The sequence below is a fragment of the Kluyvera sichuanensis genome, from assembly GCF_040930405.1.
Taxonomy (GTDB): Bacteria; Pseudomonadota; Gammaproteobacteria; order Enterobacterales; family Enterobacteriaceae; genus Kluyvera; species Kluyvera sichuanensis.
In genome coordinates, this window is record NZ_CP162271.1 from 4,057,136 (window position 1) to 4,070,939 (window position 13,804).

The following is a 13,804-nucleotide window of genomic DNA, read 5'->3' on the forward strand; positions in this document are numbered from 1 at the left end:
AATGAAAAACATCAACCCAACGCAGACCGCTGCGTGGCAGGCACTACAGAAACACTTCGATGCCATGAAGGACGTGACCATTGCGGAACTGTTCGCCAAAGATGGCGACCGTTTCAGCAAGCTTTCCGCCACCTTCGACGATCAGATGCTGGTCGATTTCTCCAAAAACCGTATTACCGAAGAGACCCTGGCAAAACTGCTGGATCTGGCCAAAGAGACCGATCTGAGCGGCGCGATTAAGTCCATGTTCTCCGGCGAGAAAATCAACCGCACCGAAGACCGTGCCGTGCTGCACGTGGCGCTGCGTAACCGTAGCAATACCCCGATTATCGTTGATGGCAAAGACGTGATGCCGGAAGTGAACGCGGTGCTGGAGAAGATGAAAGCCTTCTCTGAGGCGATCATCTCCGGTCAGTGGAAAGGCTATACCGGCAAATCCATCACTGACGTGGTGAACATCGGTATCGGCGGCTCCGACCTCGGCCCATTCATGGTGACTGAAGCGCTGCGTCCGTACAAAAATCATCTGAATATGCACTTCGTCTCTAACGTCGATGGTACCCACATCGCCGAAGCGCTGAAGAACCTGAACCCGGAAACCACGCTGTTCCTGGTGGCGTCTAAAACCTTCACCACTCAGGAAACCATGACCAACGCCCACAGCGCGCGTGACTGGTTCCTGGCAAGCGCGGGCGATCAGAAGCACGTGGCAAAACACTTCGCCGCGCTGTCTACCAACGGTAAAGCGGTGTCCGAGTTCGGTATCGATACGGCTAACATGTTTGAGTTCTGGGACTGGGTTGGCGGCCGTTACTCTCTGTGGTCCGCGATTGGTCTGTCTATCATCCTGTCTGTAGGCTACGACAACTTCGTTGAACTGCTTTCCGGCGCACACGCGATGGATAAGCACTTCTCCACCACCCCGGCCGAGAAAAATCTGCCGGTACTGCTGGCGCTGATCGGCATCTGGTACAACAATTTTTACGGTACCGAAACTGAAGCGATTCTGCCGTACGACCAGTACATGCACCGCTTTGCCGCGTACTTCCAGCAGGGCAACATGGAGTCCAACGGTAAATACGTTGACCGTAACGGCAACAAAGTTGAGCACCAGACTGGCCCAATCATCTGGGGCGAGCCGGGCACCAACGGCCAGCACGCGTTCTATCAGCTGATCCACCAGGGCACCAAAATCGTACCGTGCGATTTCATCGCCCCGGCCATCACCCACAACCCGCTGACCGACCACCATCCGAAGCTGCTGTCTAACTTCTTCGCTCAGACCGAAGCGCTGGCGTTTGGTAAATCCCGAGAAGTGGTTGAGCAGGAATACCGTGACCAGGGTAAAGACCCAGCAACCCTGGATTACGTGGTACCGTTCAAAGTGTTCGAAGGCAACCGTCCAACCAACTCCATCCTGCTGCGCGAAATTACCCCGTACAGCCTGGGTGCGCTGATTGCCCTGTACGAGCACAAAATCTTCACTCAGGGTGCAATCCTGAACATCTTCACCTTCGACCAATGGGGCGTTGAGCTGGGTAAACAGCTGGCTAACCGCATTCTGCCGGAGCTGAATGATGATAAAGCCATCGACAGCCACGATAGCTCCACCAACGGCCTGATCAACCGTTATAAATCCTGGCGCGCGTAAGGTTATATATTCTCAATGCCGGCGTAATGCCGGCATTTTTTTGTCAGATAATTCCGTATATCTCTGTTTTCTGAATTATATTGATATTGAGTATAATCCTAAATATCACCTATCCCAGGTGTGTGTTTCGGATTAACCGTATATTGCCATTTTTGTATCTTTAATTAACTGCTTGTTATTTATTGATATTTTATTTTCTTATATCCCATTTTCATATTTTCCTAAAAAACCTTCCCCTATTTCCCATCACCGAATTCCGTTCATTTGGTTGTGTATACTCGATGACGCCTGAATATTTTCGGGTACATCTCCATTCATCTAATGAAGGGAATATGCATGAAGAAAATCCTCTATGGCATTTTTGCCATATCGGCGTTTGCTGCGGCAAGCGCCAGCGCGGCACCTATTGAAACAGGTGAAGCGGCTGGTGCAGCAGCAACGTCCGTGTCGGCCGGGAGTTCAACCGCCACCAGCGCCAGCACCGTAGGTTCTGCGGTCGGTATGGCGCTGGCAGCGGCTGGCGGCGATGGTTCCAACACCGGGACCACCACCACGACCAGCACGACAACGACCACCCGTACCCAGTAGTAATCGGTACGTTAATCCTAACCACACTTCGGTGTGGTTATTTCGCCCCTGGAGAAGCGTCGTGAAGCGACTTGTTATTCCCCTAATTTGCCTGTTGCTTCAGGCGTGTTCACCCAGCACCAAGGGACTGGGGAAATCGCTTTGGCAAAGCGTATCTGGTGAGTCGGGCGTGCAGCTCACCGATGACGAAATCCAGACCATGCCGTACGCCAGCCAATATATGCAGCTTAACGGCGGCCCGCAGATCTTCGTGGTGCTGGCGTATTCCGAAGAAGGTCAGCAGAAATGGCTGACGCAGGACCGGGCGATGCTGGTCACTCAGCATGGACGGCTGGTGAAAACGCAGCTCGGGGGCGACAACCTGCTCACGGTGAATAACCTCGACAACGATCCCCTAGCCCGCCCGAACCAGATTACCGACGGCGCGCGCTGGACGCGGACGATGGGCTGGACCGAGCACCAGCAGGTGCGCTATGCCACCGCCACGTCCACCTTCCACTGGGACGATAACGACACGCTGACGATGGCAGGCCAGAACACCGCTGTGCGCGTGCTGGAAGAGGAGGTCACCACCTCTGAAGCGAGCTGGCACAACCGTTACTGGGTCGATAGCGAAGGTCAAATTCGCCAGTCGGAACAGTACCTCGGCGCGGGGACGTTCCCGGTGAAAACCACGCTTATCAAGGCGGCGAAATCATGAAAAAACCGTTAATTATCGCCGCGATGCTCAGCGCTATCTCCTTTGCCGCCCTGGCGGCAGGCACCGTTGAGGTTCATATGGCGGGCGTCGAAAAGCCGCTGACCTTAACCCACGCCGAACGACTAGCCGACCTGGTAGGGCAACCGAGGCTGGCGGGAAGTTGGTGGCCCGGCGCGGCGATCACCTCTCCGCTGGCAGCCGCTAAAGCCGGGCGTGAACATCAGGCGCTGTTGGCAGAACTTGCCGCGCTGGCGGTGGATGAGGGCGGCAGCGAGTCGGGGGCGATTAATGCTCTGCGCAACCAGTTGCAGGCTATCCCGGTGACCGGACGCTTACTGGTGCCGTTGGACCCTGACACCGTGCGGGTTCACAACAAAAATAACCCGCCGCTCGAAGGCAATTACACCCTGTGGCTGGGGCGCGAGCCTTCCACCGTTACGCTGGTGGGGCTGGTGGATAAACCGGGAAAAATGCCCTTCACGCCGGGGCGCGACGCCGCCAGCTACCTCGATGATGTCAGCCTGCTCAGCGGCGCGGATCGCAGCTACGCCTGGGTGATTTACCCGGACGGGCGCACGCAAAAAGCGCCGGTGGCGTACTGGAATAAGCGGCACGTTGAACCGATGCCCGGCAGCATTCTGTTTGTCGGCTTTGCCGACTCACTGTGGACGAATAAATATGAAGCGCTGAACGCTGAAATCCTTCGCTCCCTGTCGCAGCGGAGACCTGAATAATGAAAAAAGCCTGTCTTTACAGTCTACTGGCTCTATCGGTCAGCGCGGCGTGTCATGCGGAGACTTACCCCGCACCGATTGGCCCCTCGCAGTCAGATTTTGGCGGCGTTGGCCTGCTGCAAACCCCGACGGCGCGCATGGCGCGCGACGGCGAATTCAGCCTGAACTATCGCGATAACGATCAGTACCGCTATTACTCCGCCTCCGCCCAGTTTTTCCCGTGGCTGGAAACCACGCTGCGCTACACCGATGTGCGCACCAAAGACTACAGCAGCGTAGAGGCCTTCTCCGGCTCGCAAACCTATAAAGATAAAGCCTTCGACGTGAAGCTGCGCCTGTGGGAAGAGAGCTACTGGATGCCGCAGGTGGCGGTCGGGGCGCGTGATATCGGCGGTACCGGCCTGTTTGACTCAGAGTATATCGTTGCCAGCAAAGCCTGGGGGCCGTTCGACTTTACCCTCGGCTTAGGCTGGGGCTACCTCGGTACCAGCGGCAACGCGACCAACCCGTTTTGCTCCTACAGTGACAAATACTGCTACCGCGATAATAGCTATCGTAAAGCGGGCTCGGTCGACGGCAGCCAGATGTTCCATGGCCCGGCGGCCTATTTTGGCGGTATTGAGTACCAGACGCCGTGGCAGCCGCTGCGCCTGAAGCTGGAGTATGAAGGTAACAACTACCAGCAAGACTTTGCCGGCAAGCTCGATCAGAAGAGTAAAATTAACGTCGGCGCCATCTATCGCGTTACCGACTGGGCCGACGTGAACCTGAGCTACGAGCGTGGCAATACGGTGATGTTCGGCTTTACCCTGCGCACCAACTTTAACGACCTGCGTCCGTCCTATAACGACAACGCGCGCCCGACCTATCGACCTCAGCCGCAGGATCCGATCCTCCAGCATTCGGTGGTGGCGAACCAACTCACCCAGCTTAAGTACAACGCCGGATTTGCGGCACCGAATATTCAGGTGCAGGGCGACACGCTGTACGTTACCGGCGAGCAGGTGAAGTATCGTGATTCGCGTGAAGGGATCGAGCGTGCCAATCGGATCATTGCCAACGATCTTCCGGAAGGGATCCGCACGATCCGCATTACCGAAACGCGGCTGAATCTGCCGGAAGTGACCACGGAAACCGATGTGGCGAGCCTGCAACGACATCTTGCCGGGGAACCGCTGGGGCAGGAGACGCCGCTGGAGCAAAAACGCGTTGCACCAATCGTGCCGGATAAAACCGAGCAGGGCTGGTATATCGACAAATCGCGCTTTGATTTCCATATCGACCCGGTGCTTAGCCAGTCTATCGGCGGGGCGGAAAGCTTCTATATGTACCAGGTGGGCGTAATGGGCTCGGCGGACTGGTGGGTGACCGACCACCTGCTGACCAGCGGCAGCCTGTTTGCCAACGTGGCGAACAACTACGATAAATTTAACTACACCAACCCACCGAAGGACTCAACCCTGCCGCGCGTGCGTACGCATATCCGTGAATACGTGCAGAACGATGTGTACGTGAATAACCTGCAGGCGAACTACTTCCAGTACCTGGGCAATGATATCTACGGCCAGGTCTACGGTGGCTATCTGGAAACCATGTACGGCGGCGCGGGGGCGGAAGTGCTCTATCGCCCGGTGGATAGCAATTGGGCTTTCGGCCTGAACGCCAACTACGTGAAGCAGCGTGACTGGCGCAGCGCGCAGGACATGATGAAGTTTACCGACTACAGCGTAAAAACCGGTCATCTCACCGCCTATTGGACGCCATCGTTCGCGCAGGATGTGCTGGTGAAAGCCAGCGTCGGGCAGTATCTGGCGGGAGATAAAGGCGGTACGCTGGATATCTCGAAACACTTCGACAGCGGCATTGTGGTGGGCGCATACGCCACCATTACCAACGTTTCGGCGGACGAGTATGGTGAAGGGGAGTTCACCAAAGGGGTTTACGTGAATATCCCGATGGATCTCTTCACCTCCGGCCCAACCCGCAGCCGTGCGGTGGTTGGCTGGACGCCGCTGACGCGCGACGGCGGTCAGATGCTGGGTCGCAAGTTCGAGCTGTATAACATGACCGGCGATAAGAGCCAGAACTTCAGATAATGCTTATCCCGTAGCCCGGCCAAGCGAAGCGCCGCCGGGGATTTTTCGGCTCTGTGCCCATAGCCCCTCACCCCAACCCTCTCCCCAAAGGGGAGAGGGAGCCGTAGGTGCCACCGTCGTTACAGCAGCCGCAACAACCGCGCTGGATTCCCGGCGTACACCCCTTTCTCTTCAATGGAGCGGGTCACCACACTGCCCGCGCCAATCACCACGCCATCGCAAATCGACACCGCAAGGATGGTCGCACCGCTGCCGATAGAAACGTTGTTGCCAATCGTAATCCGCCCCCAGCTTTCGCGGTCGGCGTTGGGCTTGCCCTCGCGGAACATATCGTTGGCAAACATCACCCCGTGGCCGATAAAGCAGTCGCGTCCGACGGTGACGTACTCGCAGATAAAGGTGTGCGACTGGATTTTGCTGTTGTCGCCAATCCGCGTATTACCCTGAATCTCGACAAACGGGCCGATAAAAACGTTATCGCCAAGCGTGCAATCATAGAGGTTGGCGGGTTCGTAGATAACCACGTTTTCCCCACAGGTAACGTTGCGTGTATCGACCTGGCGAATGCTTTGCATGTACCGTCTACTCCTGATGATAAACAGATGTTGATTGTGCCAGCAGGCCACGCGCAGAGGTAAGGGATAAGGGGATAAAGTGTGCGGTGAGGCAGAGTTTAAGGTTCTCCCGTGAGGGCTGGCCATGAATACGCAGACGGTTTATGGAGCTTCAGGATGGATAAAAAAGTAGATCCAGATCACATTTCTGCGCTATACAAAGATCTCGGCCTAGAAAAAGAGGAGCTAGCCATGACGTCACTCTCTCGTCCCCGCGTTGAGTTTATCTCCACCATTCTGCAGACCGTGCTGAACCTGGGCCTGCTCAGCCTTGGCTTGATCCTGGTCGTGTTCCTCGGCAAAGAGACATTACACCTGGCGGACGTGCTGTTCGCTCCTGAGAGCACCAGCAAGTACGAGCTGGTGGAAGGGCTGGTGGTCTATTTCCTCTATTTTGAATTTATCGCCTTGATTGTGAAGTACTTCCAGTCTGGCTTTCACTTCCCGCTACGCTACTTTGTCTATATCGGTATTACCGCGATTGTGCGGCTGATTATCGTCGACCATAAATCACCGCTGGACGTGCTGATTTACTCCGCCGCCATTCTGCTGCTGGTGATTACGCTGTGGCTGTGCAATTCGAAGCGGCTGAAACGAGAATAAAGCCCGCACGTTTGTAGCCCGGCCAAGCGAAGCGCCGCCGGGAACGACTCGGAGCCTACCGATACCTGCGACAAAAAAAGGCGCTCCATAGGAGCGCCAAACAGTCACAAGTTAGGGTACGTTCAAGTTGAGGATAATAGCAGTGGCATTGCTGATGAAAATTAGCCCTTCACGCCCCCGGCCGTCAGGCCATTCACCAGCCAGCGCTGCGCCAGCAGGAAGACCACGGTAATCGGGATAGCGGAAAGTACGGCCGCCGCGGCAAAGTCACCCCACAGGTAGTTTTGCGGGTTGAGGTATTGCTGCATACCAACGGCCAGGGTGTAGCTGTTCACATCACGCAGCAGCAGTGATGCAACCGGAACTTCGGTGATCGCGGCGATAAACGACAGGATAAACACCACCGCCAGAATCGGTACCGACAGCGGTAGCAGAACCAGACGGAACGCCTGCCATGGGGTAGCGCCATCCAGCGCCGCCGCTTCTTCCAGAGAACCATCAATCGTTTCGAAGTAGCCTTTAATCGTCCAGACGTGCAGCGCGATACCGCCGAGGTAGGCGAAGATCACGCCGCCGTGAGTGTTCAGGCCGATAAACGGAATGTACTGGCCCAGACGGTCAAACAACGCGTACAGGGCAACCAGCGACAGCACCGCCGGGAACATCTGGAAAATCAGCATCCCTTTCAGCAGCGTGGCTTTGCCCGGGAAGCGCATGCGGGCAAAAGCGTAGGCGCAGGTGGTGGAGAGCGTCACGATGCCAATCGCGGTGATACCGGCGATTTTTACCGAGTTCCACAGCCACAACAGGACCGGGAACGGCGGCGGCGTTACGCGCCCATCGGCGTGCTCAACGCTGAAGCCCAGCGCCAGCTTCCAGTGCTCCCAGGAGATGTTCTCCGGGATCAGGCTGCCGGTGGCGAAGTTACCTTCGCGCAGTGAAATAGCGATAACCATCAGCAGCGGGAACATAATCGCCGCAATGAAAATCAGCAGCAGAAGGTGCGTGGTAAAGAGACGCAGTTTCTGAGATTTGGGTTGTACCATAGCCATGTTCGAGTCTCCCTTAATCAAACTTCATGCGCGTGGCTTTCAGGTTCACTATCGCAAGCGCACCGACCAGCAGGAAGATAAGCGTCGCAATCGCTGCCGCCAGACCGAAGTCCTGGCCGCCGCCGCCTTCAAAGGCGATACGGTAGGTATAGCTCACCAGCAGATCGGTATAGCCAGCCGGCGTGGTGGTGCCGAGACGGTCCGGGCCGCCGTTGGTCAACAGCTGAATCAGCACGAAGTTGTTAAAGTTAAAGGCGAAGCTGGCGATCATCAGCGGCGTCAGCGGCTTAATCAGCAGCGGTAACGTAATCTTGAAGAAGTTCTGGAACGGGCCTGCGCCATCCATTGCCGAGGCTTCATACAGGTCGTCCGGAATCGCCTTCAGCAGGCCCATGCACAGGATCATCATGTACGGGTAGCCGAGCCAGGTGTTGACGATCACAATCATCGAACGCGCGGTGGTCGGGTCGCTGAACCAGGCCGGTTTGATACCGAACAGCGCGCTCAGCATCATGTTGATTTCACCAAAGCTCTGGTTGAACAGCCCTTTGAAAATCAGAATCGAGATAAACGACGGTACGGCGTACGGCAGAATCAACAGCACGCGGTAGATAGCTTTGCCCTTCAGTGATTCCCACTGTACGAGGCAGGCCAGTACCATGCCGACGGCGACGGTCAGAATGACGGTCAGCACCGAGAAGACCACCGTCCAGACGAAGATAGCGAAGAACGGCTTCTGGATGCCCTCGTCGGTGAAGACGCGGGTGAAGTTGTCCCAGCCGATACCGACGGTGTAGCCAGGGCTCAGCTTCTCATCGCCCCAGGAACCGTCGGCGTTCACCGTCTGGTAGAAACCGACGTCATTGTTAGGACGGTATTTTACGCCGCTCTGGTTGTTGGTCAGCAGGCCGTCATCGGCCAGGGTGTAGAGCGGCTGGGTGCCGGAGAACTGGCGCAGCGAGCTCATGGTGACTTTGCTTTCATCCGGCAGCACGGCGGTCAGTTGGTTCAGCGCCTGACGGTTTTGGGTGATCACGCGAAGCTGCGCACGCTCGCCGGTCGGCAGCGCTTCTGTCTCTTTCAACTGCAGCTTCTGCTCGCCGCCAATCTTAAAGTTGTCGGAGAGGTAATTTTTGCCGCTCTCGCCGTCGGTGAGGGCCAGTTGCCACTCATCACCCGCCGGGAACAGGCTGAAGTTGTAGGTTTTGCCCGCCTGATAAGAACGGTCCATCAGCACCTGCTGGGCGCGTTCAAAGGTGAGCTGGTTGGTGCTGCTGTAGTTGGTAAAGGCGATGGCGATGGTGCAAATCAGCGGGAACAGGACGAACAGCCCCATCCCAGCCATACCAGGGTAAACGTAGCGCCAGGCGTAGGTTTTACGGTTGGCGAAAATATACAGGCCCGCTGAGCTTAAGATCAGCGTCATGATGGCGAACAGGTACTCCCCTTGTGCGTACATTAAAACTACAAGGTAACCCACCAGCAAGCCCAGCAGACCAATCACTGACCATTTCAGCGTGTCGCTTTGCCACCAATGTTTCTTTTTAATGACATCCATGGGGATCTTCCTCTACAGCGTTTGAGCTTTTCCCCTCTCCCTGAGGGAGAGGGGATAAAAACATTACTTGGTGATACGACCCTGCGCGTCCTTCAGCGCTGCATCGACGGTCTGACGACCGCTTGCGGCGTTGATGACCGCGGTACGAACGGCATACCAGAATGCAGACATCTGTGGGATGTTCGGCATGATTTCGCCTTTCTGGGCGTTATCCATGGTGGCCGCGATACGCGGATCTTTCGCTAAGGTATCCTGGAAGGATTTCAGCGCAACGGCGCCCAGCGGTTTGTCCTTGTTCACTTCTTCCAGACCCTGATCGGTCAGCAGGTAGTTTTCGAGGAACTCTTTCGCCAGCTCTTTGTTCGGGCTCGCCGCGTTGATACCAGCGCTCAGCACGCCAACGAACGGTTTAGACGGCTTGCCTTTGAAGGTTGGCAGCAGCGTAACGCCGTAGTTAACTTTGCTCTTGTCGATGTTTGACCACGCCCACGGACCGTTGATGGTCATCGCCGTTTCGCCCTTGTTGAAGGCCGCTTCCGCGATGGAGTAGTCGGTATCCGCGTTCATGTGTTTGTTCTTGATAAGGTCAACCAGGAAGGTCAGGCCCGCTTTCGCGCCAGCGTTGTCCACGCCCACGTCTTTCACGTCATACTTGCCGTTTTCAAACTTGAACGCATAACCACCGTCGGCAGCAATCAGCGGCCAGGTGAAGTACGGTTCTTGCAGGTTGAACATCAGCGCAGATTTGCCTTTCGCCTTCAGCGTCTTATCCAGCGCCGGGATCTCTTCCCAGGTTTTTGGTGGATTTGGCACGAGGTCTTTGTTGTAAATCAGCGACAGCGCTTCAACCGCGATTGGGTAAGCGATCAGCTTGCCGTTGTAGCGAACGGCATCCCAGGTGAATGGATAGAGCTTGTCCTGGAACGCTTTGTCCGGGGTGACTTCTGCCAGCAGGCCAGACTGTGCATAACCGCCAAAGCGGTCATGCGCCCAGAAGATGATGTCCGGGCCGTCGCCGGTAGCTGCAACCTGCGGGAATTTTTCTTCCAGCTTGTCCGGGTGTTCTACGGTGACTTTAATCCCCGTGTCTTTCTCAAATTTCTTACCTACCTCGGCCAGGCCGTTATAGCCTTTGTCGCCGTTGATCCAGATAACCAGCTTTCCCTCTTCAATTTTTGCCAGGGCAGAGGCGGAAAACATCATCGTGGTCAATGCGGACAGCGCGAGGATGCGAGCGCCAGTTTTAATTTTCATATATCCCGTCCTTTCTAGGTGATGTACTCGTGGATACACAGAGGTGGTTTAACGTCGATGAGTTTCCTTTTTTAGCAACCCCTTTCCATCCTCCTGGAGTCTACGCCCTAGGGGTCTGTAGTGTGATCTCCGTAACATAAATCCCGGTTATGCGTCTTGGCGCACAAAAAAAAGCGCCGTTTTTTGCAGGCCCCATCACGATTTTCGTTTTGATGAGATGTCATCGGGGGCAGAGCGCCCCTTCTCATCCTCCCGTCTCCTCCCCCATAAAAAACCGGGGGGGTGGAGGATTCACCGAATGGATGTGTACGGCATAGTCAGCCCATCTTGAATGTTTCTGTTGGTGACAAGTTGTAACGAGGGAGAAGGGCATGGCGAACGTACAGCTACGCAATGTAACGAAAGCCTGGGGCGACGTGGTGGTATCAAAAGATATCAACCTCGACATCCAGGAAGGGGAGTTCGTGGTGTTTGTCGGGCCATCCGGCTGCGGTAAATCGACGTTGCTGCGTATGATCGCGGGCCTCGAAACCATCACCAGCGGTGATTTGTTCATCGGTGAAACCCGCATGAACGATATCCCGCCAGCCGAACGCGGCGTGGGCATGGTGTTCCAGTCCTACGCGCTGTATCCCCATCTGTCCGTCGCCGAAAACATGTCCTTTGGCCTGAAGCTGGCCGGAGCCAAAAAAGAGATTATCAACCAGCGCGTGACCCAGGTCGCTGAAGTGCTGCAGCTAGCCCATCTTCTGGAACGTAAACCGAAAGCCCTGTCCGGCGGCCAGCGCCAGCGCGTGGCGATTGGTCGTACGCTGGTGGCCGAGCCGCGCGTCTTCCTGCTGGATGAACCACTTTCTAACCTGGACGCCGCGCTGCGCGTTCAGATGCGTATTGAAATCTCCCGTCTGCACAAACGGTTAGGCCGCACGATGATTTACGTCACCCACGATCAGGTTGAAGCGATGACGCTGGCCGACAAAATCGTGGTGCTGGACGCCGGTCGCGTCGCGCAGGTCGGGAAACCGCTGGAACTGTATCACTACCCGGCAGACCGCTTCGTTGCAGGCTTCATTGGCTCGCCGAAGATGAACTTCCTGCCGGTCAAAGTCACCGCGACCGCCATCGACCAGGTGCAGGTCGAGCTGCCGAACCGTCAGCAGATCTGGCTCCCGGTGGAGAGTAACAACGTTCAGGTTGGCGCCAACATGTCACTGGGCATTCGCCCGGAACACCTGCTGCCGAGCCACATCGCTGATGTGACGCTGGAAGGGGTGGTCAACGTTGTCGAGCAGCTTGGTCACGAAACGCAAATTCATATCCAGATCCCTGCCATCCGTCAAAACCTGGTCTATCGCCAGAACGACGTGGTGTTGGTTGAAGAGGGAGCCACATTCGCTATCGGTTTGCCGCCAGAGCGCTGCCATCTGTTCCGTGAGGATGGCACCGCATGTCGTCGGCTGCACAAAGAGCCAGGCGTTTAAAGAAGTCCCATAAAACAAAACAAGCATGAAGCTCTTACATCGCCAGCGATAAGGCAAGAAGGGTGGAATGTTCAAGAAAAGCAATGATCTCAGGAGATAGAATGATGATTACTCTGCGCAAACTCCCCGTGGCGGTTGCCGTCGCAGCAGGCATTATGTCTGCTCAGGCAATGGCCGTAGATTTCCATGGTTACGCGCGTTCCGGCATTGGCTGGACGGGCAGCGGCGGTGAACAACAGTGCTTCCAGGCAACCGGTGCCGGCAGTAAATACCGTCTCGGTAACGAATGTGAAACCTATGCTGAAATTAAATTAGGTCAGGAAGTGTGGAAAGAGGGCGATAAGAGCTTCTACTTCGACACCAACGTGGCTTACTCCGTAGCACAGCAGAACGACTGGGAAGCCACTGACCCAGCGTTCCGTGAAGCGAACGTCCAGGGTAAAAACCTGATCGAATGGCTGCCAGGCTCCACCATCTGGGCCGGTAAGCGCTTCTACCAGCGTCATGACGTTCACATGATCGACTTCTACTACTGGGATATTTCTGGTCCTGGTGCTGGTATCGAAAACGTTGATCTGGGCTTCGGTAAACTCTCTCTGGCAGCGACTCGTTCCTCTGAAGCAGGCGGTTCTTCTTCCTTCGCCAGCAACGACATCTATGATTACACCACCCGTACTGCGAACGACGTCTTCGACGTTCGTTTAGCGCAGATGGAAGTTAACCCAGGCGGCACCCTGGAGTTGGGTGTGGACTATGGCCGCGCTAACGAGCGTGATGGCTACTATCTGGTTGATGGCGCATCAAAAGATGGCTGGATGTTCACTGCTGAACATACCCAGAGCATGCTGAAAGGCTACAACAAGTTTGTTGTGCAGTACGCTACTGACTCCATGACCTCTCAGGGCAAAGGCCTGTCACAGGGTTCCAGCATTGGCACTACTGACGATATCAACTATGCGATGAACAACAACGGCCACCTGGTGCGTGTTCTGGATCATGGTGCGATCTCGCTGGGTGAAAACTGGGATCTGATGTATGTCGGTATGTACCAGGACATCAGCTGGGATAACAAGAACGGAACCAAGTGGTATACCGTGGGCGTTCGTCCAATGTACAAGTGGACGCCAATCATGAGTACCCTGCTGGAAGTCGGCTACGACAACGTCAAATCTCAGCAAACTGGCGATACCAACAACCAGTACAAAATCACCCTGGCACAACAGTGGCAGGCTGGCGACAGCATCTGGTCCCGTCCGGCAATCCGCGTGTTCGCAACTTACGCCAAGTGGGATGAAAAATGGGGCTATGCGCCAACGGGTAATGGCACCATTTCTGGCTACACACCTGGCGTAGCATACAGCGATACTGCTGCGAAGAGCTTTAGCCGTGGCGACAGCGACGAGTTCTCCTTCGGTGCTCAGATGGAAATCTGGTGGTAATTCAGCACTAACCTGAAGCAATAAACTGACGAGG

Annotated in this window: 12 protein-coding genes; 8 read left to right on the forward strand and 4 right to left on the reverse strand. The window is 55.8% G+C overall.

The window, feature by feature from the left end; translation table 11 throughout:
- The first annotated feature begins 1 nt into the window (after position 1).
- The 5 genes from pgi to AB2B48_RS19490 all read left to right on the forward strand — a co-directional run bounded on the left by pgi (position 2) and on the right by AB2B48_RS19490 (position 5,769).
- A complete protein-coding gene (gene pgi / locus AB2B48_RS19470) occupies positions 2-1,651 on the forward strand; it encodes a glucose-6-phosphate isomerase (protein WP_368299894.1) in 1,650 nt (549 codons plus the stop codon).
- A 336-nt stretch (positions 1,652-1,987) separates the two neighbouring features.
- The gene (gene yjbE, locus AB2B48_RS19475) at positions 1,988-2,239 is read left to right on the forward strand and encodes an exopolysaccharide production protein YjbE (RefSeq protein ID WP_035895200.1); all 252 of its coding nucleotides are present in this window, start codon (positions 1,988-1,990) and stop codon (positions 2,237-2,239) included.
- Between the two features lie 61 nt (positions 2,240-2,300).
- Entirely contained in the window at positions 2,301-2,939 is a 639-nt protein-coding gene (locus tag AB2B48_RS19480) for a YjbF family lipoprotein (protein WP_368299896.1), read from the forward strand.
- A complete protein-coding gene (locus AB2B48_RS19485) occupies positions 2,936-3,673 on the forward strand; it encodes a capsule biosynthesis GfcC family protein (RefSeq protein WP_368299898.1) in 738 nt (245 codons plus the stop codon). The genes AB2B48_RS19480 and AB2B48_RS19485 overlap by 4 nt, the downstream gene beginning before the upstream one ends.
- Positions 3,673-5,769 (forward strand): YjbH domain-containing protein, encoded by a 2,097-nt coding sequence (locus AB2B48_RS19490; RefSeq protein ID WP_368299900.1) that lies wholly within the window; start codon positions 3,673-3,675, stop codon positions 5,767-5,769. The genes AB2B48_RS19485 and AB2B48_RS19490 overlap by 1 nt, the downstream gene beginning before the upstream one ends.
- Before the next feature lie 119 nt (positions 5,770-5,888).
- Here AB2B48_RS19490 and AB2B48_RS19495 read toward each other — a convergent pair whose 3' ends face one another.
- On the reverse strand, positions 5,889-6,344 hold the full coding sequence (locus AB2B48_RS19495; RefSeq protein ID WP_185668439.1) for an acyltransferase: 456 nt from the start codon (positions 6,342-6,344) through the stop codon (positions 5,889-5,891).
- A 231-nt stretch (positions 6,345-6,575) separates the two neighbouring features.
- Between AB2B48_RS19495 and psiE the strand changes: the two genes are divergently transcribed.
- On the forward strand, positions 6,576-6,986 hold the full coding sequence (psiE, locus tag AB2B48_RS19500) for a phosphate-starvation-inducible protein PsiE (protein WP_035896861.1): 411 nt from the start codon (positions 6,576-6,578) through the stop codon (positions 6,984-6,986).
- Between the two features lie 161 nt (positions 6,987-7,147).
- Here psiE and malG read toward each other — a convergent pair whose 3' ends face one another.
- The 3 genes from malG to malE form a co-directional block, all read right to left on the reverse strand.
- Positions 7,148-8,038, reverse strand: a complete 891-nt coding sequence (malG, locus tag AB2B48_RS19505) for a maltose ABC transporter permease MalG (RefSeq protein ID WP_185668440.1) — start codon at positions 8,036-8,038, stop codon at positions 7,148-7,150.
- 13 nt (positions 8,039-8,051) lie between these two features.
- Positions 8,052-9,596, reverse strand: a complete 1,545-nt coding sequence (gene malF / locus AB2B48_RS19510) for a maltose ABC transporter permease MalF (protein ID WP_333012314.1) — start codon at positions 9,594-9,596, stop codon at positions 8,052-8,054.
- Between the two features lie 63 nt (positions 9,597-9,659).
- A complete protein-coding gene (gene malE / locus AB2B48_RS19515; protein WP_185668442.1) occupies positions 9,660-10,850 on the reverse strand; it encodes a maltose/maltodextrin ABC transporter substrate-binding protein MalE in 1,191 nt (396 codons plus the stop codon).
- A gap of 371 nt (positions 10,851-11,221) precedes the next feature.
- On the opposite strand from malE, the gene malK reads away from it, so the two are divergent.
- Together malK and AB2B48_RS19525 are read left to right on the forward strand one after the other, a co-directional pair.
- Positions 11,222-12,331, forward strand: coding sequence for a maltose/maltodextrin ABC transporter ATP-binding protein MalK (gene malK / locus AB2B48_RS19520; protein ID WP_185668443.1), 1,110 nt, complete (start codon positions 11,222-11,224; stop codon positions 12,329-12,331).
- A 101-nt stretch (positions 12,332-12,432) separates the two neighbouring features.
- On the forward strand, positions 12,433-13,770 hold the full coding sequence (locus AB2B48_RS19525; protein ID WP_368299902.1) for a maltoporin: 1,338 nt from the start codon (positions 12,433-12,435) through the stop codon (positions 13,768-13,770).
- The last annotated feature ends 34 nt before the right edge of the window (positions 13,771-13,804 follow it).